Annotated in this window: 17 protein-coding genes; 8 read left to right on the forward strand and 9 right to left on the reverse strand. The window is 64.8% G+C overall.

Annotation, left to right across the window (positions count from 1 at the left end; all coding sequences use genetic code 11):
* Positions 1-77: 77 nt before the first annotated feature.
* Positions 78-896, reverse strand: coding sequence for a type I methionyl aminopeptidase (gene map, locus ACNJYB_RS03585; protein WP_439372732.1), 819 nt, complete (start codon positions 894-896; stop codon positions 78-80).
* A gap of 185 nt (positions 897-1,081) precedes the next feature.
* Positions 1,082-2,398: a mechanosensitive ion channel family protein gene (locus ACNJYB_RS03590; RefSeq protein WP_439372733.1), complete on the reverse strand. Its 1,317-nt coding sequence runs from the start codon at positions 2,396-2,398 to the stop codon at positions 1,082-1,084.
* 206 nt (positions 2,399-2,604) lie between these two features.
* On the opposite strand from ACNJYB_RS03590, the gene ACNJYB_RS03595 reads away from it, so the two are divergent.
* The gene (locus ACNJYB_RS03595; RefSeq protein WP_439372734.1) at positions 2,605-4,398 is read left to right on the forward strand and encodes a potassium/proton antiporter; all 1,794 of its coding nucleotides are present in this window, start codon (positions 2,605-2,607) and stop codon (positions 4,396-4,398) included.
* Positions 4,399-4,609: 211 nt separating this feature from the next.
* On the opposite strand, the gene modC is transcribed toward ACNJYB_RS03595, so the two are convergent.
* From modC to mepA, 4 genes are all read right to left on the reverse strand, one after another.
* Positions 4,610-5,272, reverse strand: coding sequence for a molybdenum ABC transporter ATP-binding protein (gene modC / locus ACNJYB_RS03600; protein ID WP_439372735.1), 663 nt, complete (start codon positions 5,270-5,272; stop codon positions 4,610-4,612).
* 2 nt (positions 5,273-5,274) lie between these two features.
* Positions 5,275-5,970, reverse strand: coding sequence for a molybdate ABC transporter permease subunit (modB, locus tag ACNJYB_RS03605; RefSeq protein WP_439372736.1), 696 nt, complete (start codon positions 5,968-5,970; stop codon positions 5,275-5,277).
* Between the two features lie 54 nt (positions 5,971-6,024).
* Positions 6,025-6,810: a molybdate ABC transporter substrate-binding protein gene (gene modA / locus ACNJYB_RS03610; protein ID WP_439372737.1), complete on the reverse strand. Its 786-nt coding sequence runs from the start codon at positions 6,808-6,810 to the stop codon at positions 6,025-6,027.
* A gap of 233 nt (positions 6,811-7,043) precedes the next feature.
* Positions 7,044-7,988, reverse strand: a complete 945-nt coding sequence (mepA, locus tag ACNJYB_RS03615) for a penicillin-insensitive murein endopeptidase (RefSeq protein WP_439372738.1) — start codon at positions 7,986-7,988, stop codon at positions 7,044-7,046.
* 530 nt (positions 7,989-8,518) lie between these two features.
* On the opposite strand from mepA, the gene ACNJYB_RS03620 reads away from it, so the two are divergent.
* From ACNJYB_RS03620 to ACNJYB_RS03635, 4 genes are all read left to right on the forward strand, one after another.
* Positions 8,519-10,687, forward strand: a complete 2,169-nt coding sequence (locus ACNJYB_RS03620) for a putative bifunctional diguanylate cyclase/phosphodiesterase (protein WP_439372739.1) — start codon at positions 8,519-8,521, stop codon at positions 10,685-10,687.
* Positions 10,688-11,293: 606 nt separating this feature from the next.
* On the forward strand, positions 11,294-12,544 hold the full coding sequence (locus ACNJYB_RS03625) for a serine hydrolase domain-containing protein (protein ID WP_439372740.1): 1,251 nt from the start codon (positions 11,294-11,296) through the stop codon (positions 12,542-12,544).
* A gap of 413 nt (positions 12,545-12,957) precedes the next feature.
* Entirely contained in the window at positions 12,958-13,374 is a 417-nt protein-coding gene (locus ACNJYB_RS03630; RefSeq protein ID WP_439372741.1) for an SRPBCC family protein, read from the forward strand.
* Between the two features lie 303 nt (positions 13,375-13,677).
* Positions 13,678-13,995 carry a hypothetical protein gene (locus ACNJYB_RS03635; RefSeq protein ID WP_439372742.1) on the forward strand — a complete coding sequence of 106 codons (318 nt, stop codon included), beginning with the start codon at positions 13,678-13,680 and terminating at the stop codon, positions 13,993-13,995.
* A 388-nt stretch (positions 13,996-14,383) separates the two neighbouring features.
* Here the strand turns inward: ACNJYB_RS03635 and ACNJYB_RS03640 are convergent, their stop codons facing one another.
* From ACNJYB_RS03640 to lepA, 3 genes are all read right to left on the reverse strand, one after another.
* Complete coding sequence (locus ACNJYB_RS03640) at positions 14,384-14,758, reverse strand: nuclear transport factor 2 family protein (RefSeq protein ID WP_439372743.1); 375 nt, start codon at positions 14,756-14,758, stop codon at positions 14,384-14,386.
* A gap of 139 nt (positions 14,759-14,897) precedes the next feature.
* Positions 14,898-15,347, reverse strand: a complete 450-nt coding sequence (locus ACNJYB_RS03645; RefSeq protein ID WP_439372744.1) for a GNAT family N-acetyltransferase — start codon at positions 15,345-15,347, stop codon at positions 14,898-14,900.
* Between the two features lie 216 nt (positions 15,348-15,563).
* Positions 15,564-17,375: a translation elongation factor 4 gene (gene lepA / locus ACNJYB_RS03650; RefSeq protein ID WP_439372745.1), complete on the reverse strand. Its 1,812-nt coding sequence runs from the start codon at positions 17,373-17,375 to the stop codon at positions 15,564-15,566.
* Between the two features lie 218 nt (positions 17,376-17,593).
* Between lepA and ACNJYB_RS03655 the strand changes: the two genes are divergently transcribed.
* The 3 genes from ACNJYB_RS03655 to ACNJYB_RS03665 all read left to right on the forward strand — a co-directional run bounded on the left by ACNJYB_RS03655 (position 17,594) and on the right by ACNJYB_RS03665 (position 21,428).
* Positions 17,594-18,952: a caspase family protein gene (locus ACNJYB_RS03655; protein ID WP_439372746.1), complete on the forward strand. Its 1,359-nt coding sequence runs from the start codon at positions 17,594-17,596 to the stop codon at positions 18,950-18,952.
* Positions 18,949-19,719, forward strand: a complete 771-nt coding sequence (locus tag ACNJYB_RS03660) for a M15 family metallopeptidase (RefSeq protein WP_439372747.1) — start codon at positions 18,949-18,951, stop codon at positions 19,717-19,719. Before ACNJYB_RS03655 ends, ACNJYB_RS03660 begins: the two co-directional genes overlap by 4 nt.
* Positions 19,720-19,805: 86 nt before the next feature.
* Positions 19,806-21,428, forward strand: coding sequence for a glycosyltransferase family 39 protein (locus ACNJYB_RS03665; RefSeq protein ID WP_439372748.1), 1,623 nt, complete (start codon positions 19,806-19,808; stop codon positions 21,426-21,428).
* The last annotated feature ends 43 nt before the right edge of the window (positions 21,429-21,471 follow it).

Below are 21,471 nucleotides of genomic sequence, written 5' to 3' on the forward strand. Positions count from 1 at the left end.
TTGCCGGGGACTCGCGTTTTTGCAACCGCCAATTGTGGCGGCGAGTCCGCTTCATGTCGGGCTCGCGGCCCCGACGGTCACCCGATCTGCTTCTCGCCGTGCCGCTCCGACAGCGTGAAGATCTCGACACCCGTCGCTGTCACGCCGACGGAGTGCTCGAACTGGGCCGAGAGCGAGCGGTCACGGGTCACTGCGGTCCAGCCATCGGAGAGGATCTTCACGTGCGGCTTGCCGAGATTGATCATCGGCTCGATGGTGAAGAACATGCCGGGCTTGAGCTGCACGCCTTCGCCGGGCCGGCCGATATGGATGATGTTCGGCTCGTCGTGGAACATGCGCCCGAGGCCATGGCCGCAGAAATCGCGGACCACGCTCATGCCCTGCGGCTCGACGAAGCTCTGGATGGCGTGGCCGATGTCGCCGGTGGTGGCGCCGGGCTTCACGGCGGCGATGCCGCGCATCATTGCTTCATACGTCACCTCGATCAGCCGCTCGGCCTTGCGCGCGATCGGACCGACCGCATACATCCGGCTGGAATCGCCATACCAGCCGTCGACGATGAAGGTGACGTCGATGTTGACGATGTCGCCTTCCTTCAGCGGACGGTCGCCGGGCATGCCGTGGCAGACCACGTGGTTGAGCGAGGTGCAGGTCGAGTAGCGATAGCCGCGATACATCAGCGTCGCCGGATAGGCGCCATGGCTGAAAGCGAAGTCGCGGACGAATTCGTCGATCTTCGAGGTCGGCACGCCCGGCCCGACGATGTCGGTGAGTTCGTCGAGGCACTTGGCCACCAGAGCGCCGGCCTTGCGCATGCCGGCAAAGGCGGCCGGCCCATGCAGCTTGATCTGTCCGGTCTTGCGCAGGGAGGTCTCGGTGGCTTCGACGTAGCTCATGCTTGGGCGGTCTTCCGGGCTGATCTCGATGTCGGTGGAAAGGCTTGATTTCAGGCCCCAATTTAATGATTGCCGGCCTTCGTGCAAGCCAAGGCAGAGCGCTTTCGAGCGAAGTGGCTACCGGTTCGCGTGAAGAAAACGCGCCAGAACAAGAATCTTACCGGTCCTTGCGCCCGAAAGCGGGCCTAATTCGGGACTTCTACGGTGGTTTCCACCGGCAGGGCGCCGCCGCGGATGCGGATTTCGCGGACGGGGTAGGGAACCCGGATGCCCTCGCGCTTGAAGGCGTCCCACAGCGCCAGCATCACGTCGCTCTTGACGTTGTCCATGCCGTCGGGGTCCGCGATCCAGAAGGTCAGCGAGAACTTCATGCCGGCTTCCGCGAACTCGGTCAAAATGCTGTTCGGCGCCTTGCCCTTGGTGGCGCGCGGATGGGCGGCGGCGGTCTCGGCGGCGAGCTTGGTGACGACTCGGGGGTCGGCGTCGTAATTGGTGCCGAAGGCGATCTTCACCAGCGTGTTCTTGTCGGTATAGGTCCAGTTGACGACCTTTTGCGTCACCAGATCCTCGTTCGGCACCAGGAATTCGCGCCCGTCGCCGGCCGCGACGGAGATATAGCGGGTCTTCATCGCGCTGATCCGCCCGGTATTGTCGCCGATGGTGACCAGGTCGCCGGGCTTCACCGATTTGTCGGCGAGCAGGATGATGCCCGAGATGAAATTGGCCACGATCTTCTGCAGGCCGATACCGATGCCGACGCCGACCGCGCCGGAGAACACCGCGAGCGCGGAGAGATCGATCCCGACGGCGCCGAGCGCGATCACGATCGCAACCGCAAGCAGGCCGATGCGGATGATCTTGACCAGCAGCACCTGCACCGATGGCGTCAGGTCGGTGGTCGAGTTGATCCGGCTCTCGGCGAAATTGCTGGCGATGTTGGTGGCCCACAGCGCGATCAGCAGCAGCGCGCCGGCCTTGATCACCAGCAGCGGCGTCAGCCTGAGGCCGCCGAGCACGATGGCGAAGGAGTCGAGCAGATCGACCGTCGTGTCGAGCTGGCCGATGATGGAGAGCGCCGCGACGAACCAGGCCGTGATCGACACCAGCTTGACGATGAAGGCGTTGCGCAGCACCGAGGTCACCAGGCGGATCACGAGCCAGGCCAGCCCCATCTTGGCGGCGACCATCAGGAGATAGGAGCGGCTCGGCCAGGTCGCGTGGTACATCACGAGGCGCGAGATGATCACGAGCATGGTGAATACCGCCGTCGAGGCGCTCGACATCATCACCCGCGAGAAGTGCCGGAGCGGCAACGGCCAGCCCATCGCGAGCGATGTCATGTCGACACGATTGCGAATGCCGGCCTCCGCGGCATAGGCGACGCCCGCTGCCGCGAGAATGAGACCAAATTGCAGGTAGAACCAGGGTGAGGAAATCTCCGCCCCGACGCTGCGTGCGGTCGTCTGCACGAACTCCATGAAGTCTTTGAGGTCCATGTCCATCGGTCTCGTCGGAATGCGCGGAGGAATTGATTCGAAGGCGCCGCAGAATCCCACAAAGGGTGCGGCCCGGCCATCGATACACCGTGAAGTGAAGCGCGTTAAGGCCGCAAAATACGGGCAGATTGCCGCGAGCAGCGAAAATGGGTTGGCGCGGGGGAGTGCCGACGATAAGGATGAAAATCCAGCGATTTTTACCCGGAAGGTGGATGGCCTCCCTCGACTCCTTCAGCCTCACCATACTGCTCGGCGCCGTCCTCGTCATGGCCGGTATCCTGTCGAGCCTGCTTGCGCTGCGCTTCGGCGCGCCTTTGCTGCTCGTGTTCCTTGCCATCGGCATGCTCGCGGGAGATTCCGGTCCCGGGCAGATCCAGTTCAACGACGTCGGCACGACCTATCTGGTCGGCTCGGTGGCGCTGGCCCTGATCCTGTTCGACGGCGGCTTGCGGACGCGCTTTGCCAGCATCCGCACGGTGCTTGCGCCGTCCTTGGTGCTCGCCACCGTCGGCGTGCTCCTGACCGCGGTGGTCACCGCGCCGTTCGCCAAATACGCGCTGGACCTCAACTGGGCGGAGTCGCTGCTGGTCGGCGCGGTGGTGGCCTCGACCGATGCCGCGGCCGTGTTCCTGCTGGTCCACACCCAGGGCCTGCGCCTGCGTCCGCGCGTGGGTGCGACGCTGGAGGCGGAGTCCGGCACCAACGATCCCTTTGCCATCTTCCTCACCTTGATGCTGGTCGAATACATCTCGCTCGGCTCGAGCTCGCCCGGCCATGTGCTGATGGAGTTCGTGCTGGAGGCGGCGCTGGGCGCCGTTGTCGGCGTGTTCGGCGGCCGCCTCGTCGTCATCGCCCTGAACAAGGTGGCGCTGCCGCAGGGCCTGCATGCGCCGTTCGTCACGACCGCGGCGCTCGTGATCTTCGGCGGCTCGCAGATCATGCACGCCTCGGGCTTCCTCGCGGTCTATCTCGCCGGCATCATCATCGGCAACCGGCCGACGCGGGCGCATAATTCGGTGGTGACCTTCCTGGATGCGGCGACCTGGCTGGCGCAAATCGTGATGTTCGTGCTGCTCGGCCTTTTGGTCTCGCCGAGCCGGCTCGGGGCCAGCGCGCTGCCGGCGGTCGGCGTTGCGCTCGTGCTGATGCTGGTGGCGCGGCCGCTTGCGGTATTGGTGTGCCTGGCGCCGTTCCGCTTCAACTGGCGCGAAAAGATCTTCATCGCCTGGACCGGCCTGCGCGGTGCGGTCGCGATCTTCCTGGCGTCGATCCCGATGCTGGTCGGCCTGTCCAAGGCCTATCTCTATTTCGACGTCGCCTTCGTCGTCGTCATCATCTCGTTGTTGCTGCAAGGTTGGACGCTGGCGCCCGCCGCGCGCAAGCTGCACGTCGCGCTGCCGCGCGCCGAGCGCGGCCCCCGCCGCGTCGAGCTCGATCTGCCCGGCCAGCTCGAGCAGCAGCTGGTCGGCTATCCGGTACGCCCCAAGAGCCTGTATTTCCGCCGCGGCCTGATCCCGTCCTGGTCGAAGCCGACGCTGGTGATCCGCAATCAGAACATCCTGACGCCCACGGAAGCCGATCCGGTCGCGCCCGGCGACTACATCTACCTGCTGGCGCCGCCGGAAAAGGCCGAGTCGCTCGACCGCTTCTTCGTCGACATGCAGCCGAGCTCGGCGCCCGACCCGCATCTGCTCGGCGACTTCATGGTGTCAGGCGAGCACACGCTCGCTGAGCTTGCCGGGATCTACGGCGTCAAGGTGAGCGAGGACGAGGGCAAGCTGACGCTCGCCGACTATTTCGACGTCCACCTCGATCGCGCCCCGAAGGAGGGCGCCGAACTCGCGCTGGACGAGATCGTCCTCGTCGCACGCAGCATCTCCGGCGGCCGCGTCAATGTCGTCGGCCTGCGCCTGCCGGAAGAGGACGAGAAACCGCCGCCGCTGACGCGCCGGCAGGCGCTGCGGAAGAAGCTTGCCGATTTGTGGACCTCGGTGGCGGGGGTCTGATGCAGCCTACGAAGTCGGGTGCTTTGGCAGGACAAAGCTAGCCAGGAACTCGTCATTGCGGGGAGCCTTGCGACGAAGCCAGCCAAAGGCTCGTCATTGCGAGCGCAGCGAAGCAATCCAGAATCTTTCTGTAGGGACGGTCTGGATTGCTTCGCTGCTCGCAACGGCGGTGAGGCGGGATCGTCGCTGTCCATCCGGGCGACAAGCGCCTTCACGTCAGCACCTTCACCCCGCCGAACGACGTCACGCGGCCCTGCTTCAGCATCACGATCTGGGTCGCGAGCTGACGCAGCTCGGCGATGTCGTGGCTGACATAAACCATTGGCACGTTGGCCTCGTCGCGCAGTCGCACCAGATAGGGCAGGATCTCGAGCTTGCGGCCTTCGTCGAGCGCGCCGAGCGGCTCGTCGAGCAGCAACAGGCGCGGCTTCGACAGCAGCGCGCGGCCGAGCGCGACGCGCTGCCGCTCGCCGCCGGAGAGCTTTCCGGGACGGCGGTCCAGCAAGGCGCCAATGTCGAGCAGGTCGATGATGCGCTTGTGCTCCGCCGGATCGGGCGCGAGCCCGTTCATCCTCCGTCCGTAGTCGAGGTTCTGCGCGACGCTCAGATGCGGAAACAGCCGCGCGTCCTGGAACACATAGCCGATGCGGCGGCGCCAAGTGGGCACGTGAATGCCGGCCGCGGTGTCGTCGACAATTTCGCCATCGATCACGATGGTGCCGCGGTCGGGCCGCAACAGCCCGGCGATCATGTTGACCAGCGAGGTCTTGCCGGCGCCGGAGGCGCCGAACAGGCCGATCACGCGGCCCTCGCCGGTGAAGGATGCGGACAGCGCGAACTCGCCGAGCTGTTTTTCGATGTCGACCCGCAGCATGGTCAATTCCCGTGCAGGCGCTGGGTGGCGCGGCGGGCGAACCATTCGGCCGCGATCAGCGCGCCGATCGCGAGCACGATCGAGACGATCACGAGCCGGCCCGCCGCGGCGTCGCCGTCGGGCGTCTGGATCAGCGAATAGATCGCGGAGGAGATCGTCTGGGTCTCGCCGGGGATGTTGGAGACGAAGGTGATGGTGGCGCCGAACTCGCCGATCGCCTTGGCAAAGCCCAGCACCATGCCGGCGAGCACGCCCGGCAGCGCCAGCGGCAGCGTCACCGTGAAGAATACTTTCCACGGGGCGGCGCCGAGGGTTTCGGCGGCCTGCTCGAGCCGACGGTCGATGGCCTCGATCGACAGCCGCATCGGGCGGACCAGCAGCGGAAACGCCATCACGCCACAGGCGAGCGCAGCGCCGGTCCAGCGGAACGCGAAGACGATGCCGAGATGGTCGGCGAGAAAGCCTCCGACGAGGCCGCGGCGGCCCAAGGTGAGCAGCAGCAGATAGCCGGTGACGACAGGCGGCAGCACCAGGGGCAGGTGCACGATGGCGTCGAGCACCGACTTGCCCCAGAAGTCACGACGCGCGAGCAGCCATGCCAGTGCGACGCCGAACGGGGTCGCGACCAGCGTGGCGATCACTGCGACCCTGAGCGAGAGCAGGATCGCCGTCCATTCGGCGGGGGAGATCTCGAACATCAAGTCGTAATATCAGGTCGCAAAAATCAGGTTGCAAAGATCAGGTTGCAAAGATCAGGTTGTGGGACTGATCAGGAATTTGAAGCCGTATTTTTCCAGAATGGTCTTGGCGGCCGTCGAGCGCAGGAAGGCGAGATAGTCGTTCGTTTCCGGCTTTTCGGTCCTGGTGGCCGCGACCGGATAGATGATCGCGGGGTGTGAATCCGCCGGGAAGACGCCGACGATCTTGACGCCGGGCTCGACCTTGGCGTCGGTCGAATAGACAATGCCGAGATTGGCCTCGCCGCGGGCGACCAGCGTCAGCGCGGCGCGCACACTGTCGGCCATCGCGAATTTCGGCTCCGCGGCCTGCCAGGCCCCGAGCTTCTCCAGCGCGGCCTTGGCATATTTGCCTGCTGGCACCGACTTGACGTCGCCGGTCGCGATCTTGCCGTCGCCGGCGAGCCTGGCGAGGTCGAAGCCTTTCGAGATCGCGACGTTGTCGATCTTGGAATCCTTCGGCGCGATCAGCACGATGCTGTTGCCGAGCAGGTTGACTCTGGAAGGCTCGTTGATGGTCTTCTTGGAAACCGCGTAGTCCATCCAGTCGGTATCGGCGGAGACGAACACGTCGGCGGGGGCGCCCTGCTCGATCTGCTTGGCCAGCACCGAGCTCGCGGCGTAGCTGACGCTGAGCTTGACGCCGGTCTTGGCGGTGTAGGCGGCGTCGATCTCGTCCAGCGCGTTCTTCATCGAGGCCGCGGCGAACACGGTGATGGTCTTGTCGTCCGCCACGGCCGGCGAGAGGCTCGCGCCCGCAAGAAGGAGGAAAGCGGCGAAAAGTCCGGCGATACGAATCATGGATGCGCTCCGTGCGAGCTCGCGCGCCAATGCACGCGCAATCTGGCGTTGCTGGGTCCGGCTTGCGATGGGCGGACGCGCTGTTCCACGGGGCCTTGCGACGGCTTACGGCCGGCAGGGATATCGCGGTGCAAACATAGCAGGCCGGCGCCTCAGGTCAAAGGCGGCCGTTTGACCAACCGCAAGACCTGCGCGTCCCGGGACGACAGCGGTGGGCGAAGCGACAGCGTACCCTACGGCTTCGCATCGCCCGCATGCAGCACCGCCTTGCAGGCCGCCGGCATCTGCGCCAGCGTCATCGGCGGTTTCGGCTTCGGCGGCTCCGGCGGCGGCTTGGGATGCAGCACGGCGTCCGAGAACCAATAGGCGAGATCGGAATCCTTGCAGCCTTCGTCCTCCGACTGCGATGGCTGCCCCTCGCACTCGCTGGCGCCCGCCGGGCAGCGCATGCGGATGTGGAAGTGATAGTCGTGGCCCCACCACGGCCGGATTTTCGACAGCCAGGAGCGGTCGCCCTTGGCCTCGCGGCACAGCGCCTTCTTGATCGCGGCATTGACGAAGATGCGTTGCACCGCCGGCTCCTGCGCCGCGTCGCGCAGCACCAGCACATGGCCTGGCGTGAATACCTTCGGATCGATGTCGAGCCGGTCCTGCCGCACCATCATCACCGCCGACATCTCTTCGCGCTCTTCGCGCGAGAGGCGGCGGTCCGGCATCGGCGTCAGCCAGATGTCGGCATCGAGGCCGATCTGGTGGCTGGCATGGCCCGACAGCGCCGGCCCGCCGCGCGGCTGGGCGATGTCGCCGACCAGGATGCCCGGCCAGCCGGCGTCCTTGTTTGCCCTGGCCGCAAGCCGCTTGATCAGCGCGATCATGTCGGGATGACCAAAGTTGCGGTTACGCGACAGCCGCATGACCTGCCAATTGTCGCCGTTGAGCGGCATCTGCGCGGCGCCGCCGATGCAGCCCTTGGTGTAGGAGCCGACCACATGCGCCGGCCCCTTCGAGGGCAGCAGTTTTCGCGCGAAGAGTTCCTTGGCAGCGAGATGCGGATCGTTGGGGTTGGCGAGCGGCGGCAGCGGCTTCGGATTGACGCTGCCCTTGTCCTGGGCCCGCGCGCCGCCGGCTGCCAGGAGCGTCACGACAAGCAGGAGAGGGGCGATGCGGCGGGGACTCATGCCCGGTCATTATAACCCAACGCGGCGCCGGGGTTAAGAATTAGGCTTGTCGCGAGGGCGCCACCTCACGGCGTCTTTACAGCCACGGGCCGCTGGCGACATCATGCCCTCGGGGCAAATGGCCCTTTATCATGACATTGGTTTTTGGCGCGGCTCGCGAGGGAGTGCGCCGGCTGGCCGCATTTTTAACGGCGCGATAACCGTATCCTGGATTGACCAAAATTCGTGCGAGGAATGAGGGAACGCCTCGCTCCGCATGCAATCGCGCGCGATTTCGGAAATGATTCAAGCGCGCGCGTAATTTTGCGGCAGCACACGTTCCGATCGCGACATGTCAATGGGGTTTGATGCGTCGGCCGGCCGCATTTTGCGCCTCGCAAACAGGCACAAGCGCCGTTGGTCCCGGAGCGAGGCCGGCGAAGATTACTTTTTTTTCAGACACTTGCCCCAAACCTTGCGGCCGCAGGGCGCGACTGGGACATGTGACGTTGAGTTTGGGGTCTCGAAGACAAAAAAGGCGAAAGCGTAACGTGCTTGGTACGGCGGGCAGCCGGCTGCGCAAGCCGCGATTCGCGCGCGCGCCGCATTCGCCCGTCGTGCAGGCCGAGCTCGTGCAGAGCCGCGCGGAGGCGGAGGCCGCGATCGCGGAGGCGCGCAAGGCCCATGAGCGGCTGCGCCAGGCCATCGACATCCTGCCGCAGGGCATCGTGTTCCTCGATGCCGAGGGCCGCTATGTCCTCTGGAACAAGAAATATTCCGAGATCTACAGCAAGACCGCCGACCTCTTCGCCGAAGGCGCGCGCCTCGAGGACACGCTGCGCGTCGGCGTCGCGCGCGGCGACTATCCCGAGGCTGCAGGCCACGAGGACGAGTGGATCGCCGAGCGGCTGCAAAAGCTCTACCAGCCCGGCGCACGCCATGAGCAGAAGCTGGCGGACGGCCGCGTCATCCTGATCGACGAGCGGCTGACCGACGACGGCGGTGTGGTCGGCCTGCGCGTCGACATCACCGAGCTGAAGCAGCGCGAGGCCTCGTTCCGCCTGCTGTTCGAGGGCAATCCGGTTCCGATGATCATCTGCGCGCTCGACGACGAGCGCATCCTCGGCGTCAACGACGCCGCGATCGCCCATTATGGCTATGGTCGCACCGAATTCGAGAAGCTGACGATCCGCTCCTTGCAGGCCTTCGACAGCGAGCCGCCCTGGAGAACCGACGTAACCGGCGAGGACCAGGCCGGCCGCACCTGGAAGCACGTCAAGGCCGACGGCGCGCTGATCGACCTTGCGATCTATTCGCGCGAACTGACTTATGCGGAGCGGCCTGCGGTGCTGCTCGCGCTGATGGACATCACCGAGCGCAAGCGGGCCGAGGCGCGGCTCGCCTTCATGGCCCAGCATGACGGGCTCACCGGCCTGCCGAACCGCAACCTCCTGCGCCAGCAGGTCGACGAGATGTTGCTGCACACGCGCCGCAGCACCGAGAAGGTCGCGGTGCTGATGCTCGGGCTGGACAATATGAAGGCGATCAACGACACGCTCGGACACGCGATCGGCGACAAGCTGCTACGCGGCGTCGCCAAGCGGCTGCGCTCCACCTTGCGCGATGAGGACGCGCTGGCGCGCCTCAACTCCGACGAGTTCGCGATCGTGCAGAGCGGTTTGATCCGGCCGGAGGATGCGGTGGGACTGGCAAAACGCCTGCTCGAGGCCATTTCCGATCCCTATCTGCTCGATGGCCATTCCGTGGTGATCGGTGCCTCCATCGGCATCGCGATGGCGCCGGGCGACGGCGATGATGCCGAGAAGCTGCTGAAGAGCGCCGACATGGCGCTGACGCGGGCCAAGGCTGACGCGCGCGGCAGCTTCGCGTTCTTCGAGGCCGCGCTCGATGCCAGGGCGCAGAGCCGCCGCAAGATCGAGGTCGAGCTGCGCGATGCGATCCAGAACGACGTGCTGCGGCCGTACTATCAGCCGCTGATCGACCTGCAGAGCGGTCGCATCACCGGCTTCGAGGCGCTGGTGCGCTGGCCCCATGCCGAGCGCGGCATGGTCTCGCCCGCCGAGTTCATCCCGGTCGCCGAGGACACCGGCCTGATCAATCCGCTCGGCGGCCTGATGCTGCGCCGCGCGTGCCTGGATGCCGCGACCTGGCCGGACGACGTCCGCGTCGCCGTCAATCTGTCGCCACTGCAGTTCCGCAGCGGCAACCTGCTCTCGATGGTGACAGACGCGCTGAAGCATTCCGGCCTGCCGCCGCGCCGGCTCGAGCTCGAAATCACCGAGACGCTGCTGCTCGAGAAGAGCGCCCAGGTGCTGGCGACGCTGCATGCGCTGCGCGCGCTCGGGGTGCGCATCTCGATGGACGATTTCGGCACCGGCTATTCCAGCCTCAGCTATTTGCGCAGCTTCCCGTTCGACAAGATCAAGATCGACCAGTCCTTCGTCCGCGATCTCGGGGCCAATCGCGAGGCGCAGGCGATCATCCGCTCCATCGTCAGCCTCGGCAAAGGTCTTGGCGTCACCATCACCGCCGAAGGCGTCGAGACGGAAGCCGAGCTGAGCTGCCTGCGCGCCGAAGGCTGCGACGAGGGCCAGGGTTTTCTGTTCAGCAAGGCCCGGCCCAATCTCGATATCATCAGCCTGCTGCAGGCGCAGCGCGGCATCGACGGCGGCGATGACGACACTGCGCTGGTGGCGTGAGCTGCCGCGCTTTACCTCTCCCCGCTTGCGGCAGGGCAATCGCATTTGAAAACTTTTCCCGCGGCCATCCTTCGAGACGCCCGCTTCAGGCGGCCTCCTCAGGATGAGGACGGAGTGCGCGGCAGCAGTTTCAACGGGCACCGACGCTGATTAGCCTCATCCTGAGGGGCGCATAAGCGCCGTCTCGAAGGACGAGGCGTGCGCGCAGGCCGCCGCAGCGAGTCAAATGCGATAGCCCTGCCGCTTGCGGGGAGAGGTCGGAATGCGCGCGTAGCGCGGACTCCGGGTGAGGGGGTACAGGTCTCTCGACCACCCGCGTGTGGAGAAGAGGCGCCTCACCCGAACCCTCTCGGCGCGAGCGAAGCTCGTCGCGGCCCCTGTAAGAACGGGGCGAGGGAGCGCACCGTCATCGCGGTCGCCCTTCGACCTCCCACCAAAATCGCCGTCCCCACATCCTCGTAATGCGTATCCCGCACAGGCTGACACCGCCTACCCCCGGTGATAGCATGCCTCTCGTCAATGCACGCACACGCAAGCTCGTGTGAGGAGGCAAGTCCAATGGATCGGGGAGCGCTCTGCAGGTCACGCGGCTGCCGCACGCATTTCTTGCCTGTCATTCTTGCCGCCGCGCTGTGGGCGCCCGCCTGCGCACAGGACGTCCGCAGCACTCCGGGCGAGCCGGGACCGGTCTTTTCCGATCGCGGCCCCGATGCCGAGCTCTACGGCGCGGCGTCCGGCTATCCTGTCGGCACGCGGGGGACCACCCCCCAGCTCGACAAGCTCGTCGGAGTCTACAGCCATTTCGGCGAGATCTATCCGTCCCGCCCGATCGCTCGCGCGACGGCCCCGTGGCACTTCAAACGCGCGCCGGAGCCATCGATCGCCTACAGCTTCGGCACGGAGCGGCTGAGCATAGGCGACTACCTCAAGCGCAACCCGGTGACGGGACTCCTGATCGCCAGGGACGACACCATCCTCTACGAGCACTATCAATATGCGCGGACCGACCAGGACCGTTTTCTCTCGCAGTCCATGGCCAAGACGCTGGTGGGCATGCTGGTCGGGATCGCGGTGTCCGAGGGACGGATCAAGTCGATCGACGATCTCGTCTCGACCTACGTCCCTGGCCTTGCAGGAACGGAATACGGAAACACATCGATCCGCGCCTTGCTGAACATGTCTTCGGGCGTTGAATTCTCGGAAGTCTATGACGGCAACGATGACATCGCCCGGCTTGGGCGAGCCCTGTTCGTCGGAGAGGCAAAAGATCCCGTCGCCGTCGTCGCGCAATTCAATACAAGAGCCGCGCCGCCGGGCACCCGATGGCACTATGCGAGCGTGGAAACCGAGATCCTGGGCCTCGTGCTGCGCGCCGCCACGGGCACGCCGGTCGCCGACTATCTCCACGACCGGATCTGGGACGCCATCGGCGCCGAAGCGGATGCCTCATGGGCGATCGACGGCAGCGGGCAGGAGATTGCGTTCTGCTGCTTCAACGCAACCTTGCGTGATTATGCGCGCCTGGGCCGGTTGCTCGCACATGACGGCGCCTGGGAGGGGCGTCAGTTGATCCCCCGGCAGTGGCCGCTGGATGCCACGACCGTCAGACCAGAGGATGGCCATCTCGCTCCGCGCGTGGCCACACCTTATTTCGGCTACGGCTACCAGGTGTGGCTCCTCCCCGGTGAGCAGCGCAGATTTGCCCTGAGCGGCATCCGCGGTCAGCTCATCCTGGTCGATCCGGCCTCGAAGCTCGTCATGGTGCATACGGCCGTTCGCCAGAAGCCGTCCGAGCCGGGCGCCCTCAGGGAGCCGCTGGCATTGTGGTCCGCCGTGCTTCAGCAGCTCGGACAATGATGATGTTACGGTGCCGCGGCCGCATTGAACCTGTCCGGCTTCCGGGCGCACCAACGGCGCGTAAGTCCCGATGCGTCGCGTGACGCCGAGCGGCTGTTCAAGCGGTCCGCGGCAATGTTCGAGAAAACCGTCGGTCCGGGGGAAGGGCGCTGCGCCCCGATATGCTCGACGCTCCGCGTCCAACGCGCAAAACGTCGTCGCGGAAGCCGGTCCGCCAGGAGCTGACAGTCGCCGGTACACATGCTGACGACATCTTTCTAACTTTTTGGCGCATTGACGGCCCGACCATGTCGGCATGGACCGGTCTCGATCGTCCTTGGGTGGACACGTCCCGGACGTGCTGGTGATGGACCGGCACACGTGACGTGACTTCGTCAATTCGAGCCGTCAAAGTCGCAACTGGAGCAATGCCCATGAGGATCACCGTCGAAACCAGCGTCGCCGCCCCCATCGATCAGGTCTGGCGTGCCTATACGACGCCTGCCGACATCGTGAAGTGGAACGCCGCGTCCGCGGACTGGCACACGACCAAGGCGACGGTCGACCTGCGCGAGGGCGGCGAATTCTCCTCGCGCATGGAGGCCAAGGACGGCAGCATGGGCTTTGACTTCGCCGGCACCTACACGACGATCGTCGAGCACAAGCTGATCGAATATGCCTTCGGCGATCGCAAGGCCGAAGTCGAGTTCGTCCCTGGTCCGAAGGGCGTCATCGTTCGCGTCGTCTTCGACAGCGAACCGACCCACTCGGTCGAGCAGCAGCAAGGCGGCTGGCAGGCGATCCTCGACAATTTCGCACGATACGTCGCCGCGAAGCAGAAGACGTCGTGAGGCGTGCAGGGCGCGGAGCCTTGGCGGGCTTCCGCGTCTTCGTCTACGATCCGATCGCGCAATTCGTCCGGAGACGCAGGGATGCGAACCATTGACCTGATTTGCGCCAGCACGGCTGTCATAGAGTGGGCAAAGGTGCGCAGCACCGCGCCCACCATTCTTCCCGACTGCACACAAATTTGTGACACGCTTCGCTTTGCCAACCTACGACTGATCGCAAGATGCGCCTTTCGGCAATAGCGTTGGAACAAGGAAAACGTTGGGAAGTTCGCGTGTTCAGGGAGCAGGTCGTGGAGAAGAAGCATGCGAACAGGAATTCTTGCGTTGATTGTGGTTGCCGGAAGCGCAATTGCCTTCCAGGCAACGGCCCAGCAGCAAAAGGCCGCGCCCAGTGAGCAAACCAGGGAGGAGATGCGCCGTGATGTAGACCAAGGGCTCAAGCCTGACGAGCCCAGCGAGCAGATGCAGCGTGATGCGGACAAGGGGATCAAGACTCGCAACTCCGGAGAGTCCGGATACGTGGCCGATCAAGACAAGCCAGGTGCTTCTGCGCATCCTCCGGGTCGACCTGGAAGTGAGCAGACCACGGGTTCGGGTGGCCAGACCAGCGCTCCGAAATAGAACCCTTGGCTCGAAGCTCGACGGGTCGCGCGCCTTGTCAACCGTAGCTCCAAGAGCGAAGGCGGAAGCGAAGCCCATGACCTTGATGGTCGCAGATCGGATCCCAACGAGGACTCCGGGATACAGCGTCGGCTGGTCGGATCGCGATACACGATGGCAAGCTTGTGCTGGTCGCGCATGGCCTGGCGCACGATGCGGAGATCGACGGCCTCAACACGTATCGTGCCAATGATTGGCGGTCGTTTCCGCCGAGGGCGGGCGGCACGGCTTCGGGAAGCCGCGCCGCTTGATGACCTGGACGGTCTTGTTAAAGCATGATCCGGACAAGTGCGAAGCGGTTTTCCGGAACGATCATGCGCAAACAACGAACCTCAAGCGCGATGACGATTCATCCCAATCTCGTCGCGCTTTGGCGCGGTTGGACCGTCGCCGCGCAGGCTGCGAACGGGGCCGCATCATAGATCACTTGGGTCGAGGCGATCCTGCCATTCCTCACCGTGAGGAGCTCCGCGCAGATGGCGTTGGCAACCGGATGGGTATCGGCATTGTAAACGACGACAGCCTGCTCATCGTCGCCATGGATGGCGAGAATCGTGACCTTTCGGAGCATGCGGGCGAATCCGCCGTGGAACTCGCGAAACGTCTGGGTCCCGACGATCCGCCCGCGCGGTGTCGTGCAAACGACGTCGTCCGCCGCGACAGAGATGATCGTATCGACGTCTTTGCGGGCGATGGCCTTGACATAGGTCTTGGCGATCTGCACTGCGTTGCCGCTGCTTTGGGTATTCATGATCTTCCTTTCAGTGATTGGTGCAAAGGAAGATCTAGCGCAGCGCAGTGACAGATTCTGGCAGTAGGAGATCGGCGCGACCGGGACCGCTCACCCCGACCTGCTGTCGACCTCATCTGCCGGCAGTTGTATCGCGCATCGTTCTCTGGTGGGACCAGGCCAGGTCGGCAACGCGTCTAAATCCAATCGCTTCCCAAAACTGCGCCGCGGCCTGATTGCCTGCATGTACAGTCATGGTCGAAACCCTCCCTGCCGCGTCCTGCAACAGCGCCATGGCAATGGAAAAGGCAACTTGGCGCCGCCTGAATTCGCGATGCACGTAGAACCGTCGCATTGTCCACGTCGGTTGCGCTGTCGGTGCAGGTTCGTCGGTCATCGCGCCGATGCCCGCGAGTCTGCCGCCGAGATAGCAGGCGTATGCTGCATGAAAGATGGCGGGGGTCTCCGTCAATTCAGCGGCCAGGCGGGTCATCTGCCGATGGCCATCCGCCGTTGCATCCGCCTCGAGGTCAGCGAAGCCAGCCGGTAGTTCGTCGACTATTGGTTCGAGTTTGAGGTCCATCACTTCCGCGGGCCCAACCCATCCTGGGAGCTCGGGCTACCAATCACATCGGCTGAGATGATGCCAATATACCCCTGTTTTGCCCGACGAGTCAAAACCTGTTTCGGTAAATCAAAAAAACTATGCCTGCCAAGGGGCGGCTACTGTGCATGGGGTTGTTTTCGCGCTTTTTGTTTGCCGCCGCGGAAACCGGGCCGGCCCATCCCGAGCGTCGCCTCAGCTGTCCACCTTCAGCGCGGCGATGAAGGCTTCCTGCGGGATGTCGACCTTGCCGAACTGCCGCATCTTCTTCTTGCCTTCCTTCTGCTTCTCCAGAAGCTTGCGCTTGCGCGTGATGTCGCCGCCATAGCACTTGGCGGTGACGTCCTTGCGCAGCGCGCGCACCGTCTCGCGGGCGATCACCTTGCCGCCGATCGCCGCCTGGATCGGGATCTGGAACATGTGCGGCGGGATCAGCTCCTTCATCTTCTCGACCATGGCGCGGCCGCGCCCTTCCGCGCGGGTGCGATGGACCAGCATCGAGAGCGCGTCGACCGGTTCGGCATTGACCAGGATCTGCATCTTGACGAGGTCGGCCGGCTTGTAGTCGGTGAGATGATAATCGAACGAGGCGTAGCCCTTGGAGACCGACTTCAGGCGGTCGTAGAAATCGAACACCACCTCGTTGAGCGGCAGGTCGTATTTCACCATGGCGCGGGAGCCGACATAGGTGAGCTCCTTCTGCGCGCCGCGGCGGTCCTGGCACAGCTTCAGCACGCTGCCGAGATATTCGTCGGGCGTGAGGATCGTCGCCTCGATCCAGGGCTCATCGATCTCGGCGATCTTGACCACGTCGGGCATGTCGACGGGATTGTGGATCTCGATCTCCTGGCCGTCGGTGAGCTTCATCTTGTAGATGACGCTCGGCGCCGTCGCGATCAGGTTGAGGTCGAATTCGCGCGACAGCCGCTCCTGGATGATCTCGAGATGCAGGAGGCCGAGGAAGCCGCAGCGGAAGCCGAAGCCGAGCGCGGCGGAGGTTTCCATCTCGAAGGAGAAGCTGGCGTCGTTGAGGCGCAGCTTGCCCATCGCGGCGCGCAGCGTCTCGAAGTCGTCGGCGTCGACCGGGAACAGGCCGCAGAACACCACGGGGATCGCCGGCTTGAAGCCCGGCAGCATCTCGGCGACCGGCTTCCTGTCGTCGGTGATGGTGTCGCCGACGCGGGTGTCTGCGACTTCCTTGATCGCGGCGGTGATGAAGCCGATCTCGCCGGGGCCGAGCTCGTCGACCTGCTGCATCTTCGGCGTGAAGAAGCCGACGCGCTCGACGTCGTAGGCCGCGCCCGTGCCCATCATGCGCACGCGCTGGCCCTTCTTCATCGTGCCGTCGACGATGCGCACCAGCACGACGACGCCGAGATAGACGTCGTACCAGCTGTCGACCAGCAGCGCCTTCAAGGTCGCGTCGCGGTCGCCCTTGGGCGGCGGCAGGCGGGTGACGATGGCTTCGAGCACATCGGGAATGCCAAGGCCGGTCTTGGCCGAGATCATCACCGCGTCGGACGCGTCGATGCCGATGACGTCCTCGATCTGCTGCTTGACCTTCTCGGGCTCGGCCGCGGGAAGGTCGACCTTGTTCAGGACCGGAACGATCTCGTGATTGTTGTCGAGCGCCTGGTAGACGTTGGCGAGCGTTTGCGCTTCGACACCCTGGCTGGCGTCGACCACGAGCAGGGAACCCTCGCAGGCCGCGAGCGACCGCGAGACCTCGTAGGCGAAGTCGACGTGGCCGGGCGTGTCCATCAGGTTGAAGATGTAGTCCTTGCCGTCCTTGGCGCGGTAAGCGAGGCGCACCGTCTGCGCCTTGATGGTGATGCCGCGCTCGCGCTCGATGTCCATGGAATCGAGCACCTGCTCCTTGCCCGCCATCTCGCGGTCGGAGAGGCCGCCGGTCATCTGGATCAGGCGGTCGGCCAGCGTCGATTTGCCATGGTCGATATGGGCGACGATGGAGAAATTGCGGATGTTGGAGATGGGGACGGTCGTCATGGGCGCGGGATACCACTCACATCCCCGTGCGGCAACCATTCACTTGGTCTTCCCGCGACCGCACGGGGGTGCGTCCGGGACGGGGGTAGCCAGCCCGCTCAGCCGGTCCGGGAGGGGCGACGTCGAACCGTCTTGCCGCCGCAATCTCGGCCTCCCCCGCCATCGATTTCAGGGGCCGGCTCTGCTAGCTTTCGGGCTTTCTGTCACGGAAATAGGCAATGTGTTGGAAGCGTCTTTTCGCCTTGTTTTTTGCAGCGTGTTTCGCCTTCCCGGCCGCGGCTGAAAAGCGCGTCGCCCTCGTCATCGGCAATTCCGCGTACCAGAGCGTGCCGCGGCTGGAAAATCCCCGGAACGACGCGCTGCTGGTGGCCGACACGTTGCAGAAGCTTGGCTTCACGCTGGTCGGCGGCGGCGCCCAGGTCGAGCTGGACAAGGCGAGCTTCGACGCGGCGGTCCAGCGCTTCGGCAACCAGCTGATCGGTGCCGACGTGGCCCTGTTCTATTATGCCGGTCACGGCATCCAGGTCCGCGGGACCAACTATCTCGTGCCGATCACCGCGAATCCGACGCGCGAGAGCGATGTGGATTTCCAGATGGTCGACGCCGCTTTGGTACTTCGGCAGATGGACGGCGCAGGAACCAAGCTGAACATCGTCATTCTCGATGCGTGCAGGAACAACCCGTTTGGCGGACGGGGCTTGCGCGCCTCCGACGGCGGCCTGGCGCAGATCCGGGCGCCGGAGGGAACGCTGCTCTCCTATGCCACGCAGCCCGGCAACGTCGCGCTCGACGGGTCCGACGGACATAGCCCTTACACGCGGGCGCTGGTCGAGACGATGCAGCGACCCGGTCTCGACGTGCTCCAGACGTTCAATCAGGTGGGGCTCGCCGTCAAGCGCGCAACCGGCAGCAACCAGCAGCCCTGGGTCTCCAGCTCGCCGATCGATGGATCGTTCTACTTTTCAGGCGGGCCAGCAGGGCAGGTCGCGGCGCTCAACGTGCCGGCGCCGGTCACGGCGCCTCCTGCGAACCTGCCGCCGTCCACGGCCCCGGTTACGAGAACCCAATCGGATTTCCTGTTTCCGGATTCCGATAGCCGGCTGCTTGCCGATGGTGATCTGAGGACGCTGAGCAAGGACGATCTGCGCCTTGCGCGCAACGAGATCTTTGCGCGGCGAGGGCGCTACTTCAACTCGCCGGATCTGACCGCGAGGTTCAGCAAGTTCGCCTGGTACGCGCCCCACACCTGGGACCCCCAGCTGAACGCCGTCGAGAAGGCGAATGTCGCCTTGATCGATCGCTATGAAGCCGGCGGGCCGGCGCAAAGCGGCTTCATCTTTCCCGATTCGGATCGGCGGCTGCTGACGGTCGCAGACCTGCGCGGGCCGTCGAACGACGAGCTCCGTATCGCGCGCAACGAAATCTTTGCGCGGCGGGGACGGTATTTCGAAGCGGCCGATCTCAAGGCTCGCTTTGAACGCTTCCCGTGGTATTCGCCGAGCACATGGAATCCAAAACTCAATTCGATCGAGGAGGCAAACGTCGCGCTGCTCGATCAGGCCGGCAGGCGTCGATGACGATTGCGTTGCGGGCGGCGCAAATCCTCGTCGTTCTCGTGGCCGCGTCCGTCCCGGCGGGCGCCCAGACCAGGACGGAGCTTCTTGACCGGCTGGTGCATGCCTATCCCGATTTCCTCTCAGGCCACGACGGCAAGCAAATCTTGTGGCGCGACGGCACCGCGATGCCGGTCGACGATGGCATCGACGACAAATCGTTTAATCAGCGCTTGCGCGATGCCTCGATCCTCGACCAGCTCCGCCTGCCCTATCCCGTCGGCGCCTCCGCGCCGCCCGCGGTGAACGCCGATCCCGGACGATTCCGGAACGAAGCTTTTTTCAAGAAGATGTATGGCGACTGCCGCAATGGAGCGGTACAGCGCAATCTCGTGACCATCACGTGGCTGCCGCGATCATGGGGGAAGGCGGTCCAGGTGACGCGGATCAATGGCGTGGCTGGCCGGCTCGAGGAGGTGTCTGCGGAGATCGACAAGCTCGATCCGGCGCTGAGGGCCGCGGCCTTTCCGATCGCCGGCGTGCTGTCATGCCGGCCTGTCGCGGATACCGGCAAGATGAGCATGCATGGCTATGCCGTCGCGATCGACCTGAACCTGAAATATTCCGACTATTGGCTATGGGCGGGCAGCGGAAAATCCATCCCCTACAAGAACAGGATGCCACAGGAAATCGTCGACATCTTCGAGCGCCACGGCTTCATCTGGGGTGGCAAATGGTATCACTACGACACGATGCATTTTGAATATCGCCCGGAACTGCTGGCCCGGTGATCCCGCATCGTTTCCGTGCGCCAGGCGGTCCTTCATTCACGCCAAGCTGATTTCACTCAGGCGCAAAACGCGCTACGCAAGCGCCCATGTCGACCACCTCGATCCCCTCCGCCAGAGCGCGGCCGAAGACCCGCTTGAGCTACAACCGTTTCCGGGCCTGGTTGGTTGCCTGCGCGACCCGCCCCGAGGCGCGGCTCTGGCTGGTGGTCCAGCTCGCGGCCTTGCATGGCGTGCTCTGGACCTTCATCCTGATCAATCTGAAGGCGGCGCAGGACGTTCACATGGACGTCGCAGAAGCCTGGGGCTGGGGCCAGAAATTCCTCTGGGGCTATGGCAAGCATCCGCCGCTGTCGGGCTGGGTCGCCGGCCTCTGGTTCAAGCTGTTCCCCGCGACCGACTGGGCGACCTATGCGCTCGCGATGGCGACGGTCGGCGTCGGCATGGTGATCTGCTGGCTGGTTGCCTTGCGCGTCGTGGATGCCCGGCGCGCGTTCCTGGTCGTGGTGATGGTCGCGCTCTATCCGATCTTCAATTTCAAGGGTTTCAAGTACAACCCCGACCTGCTCCAGCTCGTCACGCTGCCGCTGCTGGTGCTCGCCTATCTCAATGCCTTCGAGAAGCGGACATGGCTATCCGGCATCTGGCTCGGCCTTGCCGGCGCGCTGGCGCTGATGACCAAATACTGGGTGCTGACCATGATCGGCGCGATCGGCCTTGCCGCGCTGATCCATCCGGAGCGGCTGAAATTCCTCTCGTCGCCCGCGCCATGGGTGGCGATCGCGACGATGGTCGTGGCGATGATCCCGCACATCGTCTGGCTGGCGGAGGCGCATTTCGCGCCGCTGACCTATGCCGGCGACACCTACAGCCTCGATGATTCGCGTCTCGTGCACCAGCTCGTGGCCGGCTATGCTCTGCACAATGTCGCGCTGCTGACGCTGCCGGTGGCGCTGGCTGCGCTGGCGATGGCCTGCGTGCCGCCGTTCAAGCTGCTCTTGCGCGCACCATCACGCATCGTCACGCGCGCCTGGGCGCGCGGTGCCAATCCGGGCGTCAATGTTGCGCAGGCGCTGAATATCTGGATCGTCCAGATCATCGTCGCGGTCGGCCCGCCGCTCGGCGCACTCGGCTTCAGCATCTACATGAAGACCGACTGGGGCATCTCGCTGTTCTTCCTGGTGCCCTTGGCGCTGGTCGCGATTCCCGTGCTCCGGGTGCAGAGCGCTGTGCTGTTCAACATCGCCTCAATCTGGCTCGTGCTGAGCGTCGCGACGCTCGCCGCCTCGCCCTGGATCGCCGCGCGCGAGATGGCGGCCAATGGCGGCAACGCACAGATCTATGGCGCGCGCTCGGAGCTCGCGCACGAATTGACCCAGGCCTGGCACACCCGGTTCGGCTCGCGCTGGGCCGTCGTTGCCGGCACGATGGAACAGATCCAGCCGCTGGTGTTCTACAGCCCGGATCATCCGTCCGCGCTGCTGCCGCTCGAGGCCTGGGATTCCGGGCTGACCTCGCGCGGCGATGTGAAGACGTACGGCTTCATCGGCGTGTTCGATCCAACCGACGGCCGCCTGCCGGCGTTCGAGAAATGGGTGTCGGAGACGGCGCCCAACGCCGAGCGCATCGTGATGACGACGCGCCGCTTCATCCACGGCAGGGCCGGCCCGGCGATGAGCTGGAATATCTACATCGCTCCGCCGGGGAAGTGACCTCTTCACCTCTCCCCGTAAGAACGGGGCGAGGCAGCGCAGC

This window comes from Bradyrhizobium sp. SMVTL-02 (genome assembly GCF_051853005.1).
Taxonomy (GTDB): Bacteria; Pseudomonadota; Alphaproteobacteria; order Rhizobiales; family Xanthobacteraceae; genus Bradyrhizobium.

What these genes read in the sequence shown, in the direction of transcription:
- lepA (WP_439372745.1), bottom strand. Translation starts at nt 17,375, where the DNA reads ATGACGACCGTCCCCATCTCCAACATCCGCAATTTCTCCATCGTCGCC.
- ACNJYB_RS03660 (WP_439372747.1), top strand. Translation starts at nt 18,949, where the DNA reads ATGACGATTGCGTTGCGGGCGGCGCAAATCCTCGTCGTTCTCGTGGCC.
- ACNJYB_RS03645 (WP_439372744.1), bottom strand. Translation starts at nt 15,347, where the DNA reads ATGGACCTCAAACTCGAACCAATAGTCGACGAACTACCGGCTGGCTTC.
- mepA (WP_439372738.1), bottom strand. Translation starts at nt 7,988, where the DNA reads ATGAGTCCCCGCCGCATCGCCCCTCTCCTGCTTGTCGTGACGCTCCTG.
- modA (WP_439372737.1), bottom strand. Translation starts at nt 6,810, where the DNA reads ATGATTCGTATCGCCGGACTTTTCGCCGCTTTCCTCCTTCTTGCGGGC.
- ACNJYB_RS03595 (WP_439372734.1), top strand. Translation starts at nt 2,605, where the DNA reads ATGGCCTCCCTCGACTCCTTCAGCCTCACCATACTGCTCGGCGCCGTC.
- map (WP_439372732.1), bottom strand. Translation starts at nt 896, where the DNA reads ATGAGCTACGTCGAAGCCACCGAGACCTCCCTGCGCAAGACCGGACAG.
- ACNJYB_RS03635 (WP_439372742.1), top strand. Translation starts at nt 13,678, where the DNA reads ATGCGAACAGGAATTCTTGCGTTGATTGTGGTTGCCGGAAGCGCAATT.
- modC (WP_439372735.1), bottom strand. Translation starts at nt 5,272, where the DNA reads ATGCTGCGGGTCGACATCGAAAAACAGCTCGGCGAGTTCGCGCTGTCC.
- ACNJYB_RS03665 (WP_439372748.1), top strand. Translation starts at nt 19,806, where the DNA reads ATGTCGACCACCTCGATCCCCTCCGCCAGAGCGCGGCCGAAGACCCGC.
- ACNJYB_RS03655 (WP_439372746.1), top strand. Translation starts at nt 17,594, where the DNA reads ATGTGTTGGAAGCGTCTTTTCGCCTTGTTTTTTGCAGCGTGTTTCGCC.
- ACNJYB_RS03590 (WP_439372733.1), bottom strand. Translation starts at nt 2,398, where the DNA reads ATGGACATGGACCTCAAAGACTTCATGGAGTTCGTGCAGACGACCGCA.
- modB (WP_439372736.1), bottom strand. Translation starts at nt 5,970, where the DNA reads ATGTTCGAGATCTCCCCCGCCGAATGGACGGCGATCCTGCTCTCGCTC.
- ACNJYB_RS03630 (WP_439372741.1), top strand. Translation starts at nt 12,958, where the DNA reads ATGAGGATCACCGTCGAAACCAGCGTCGCCGCCCCCATCGATCAGGTC.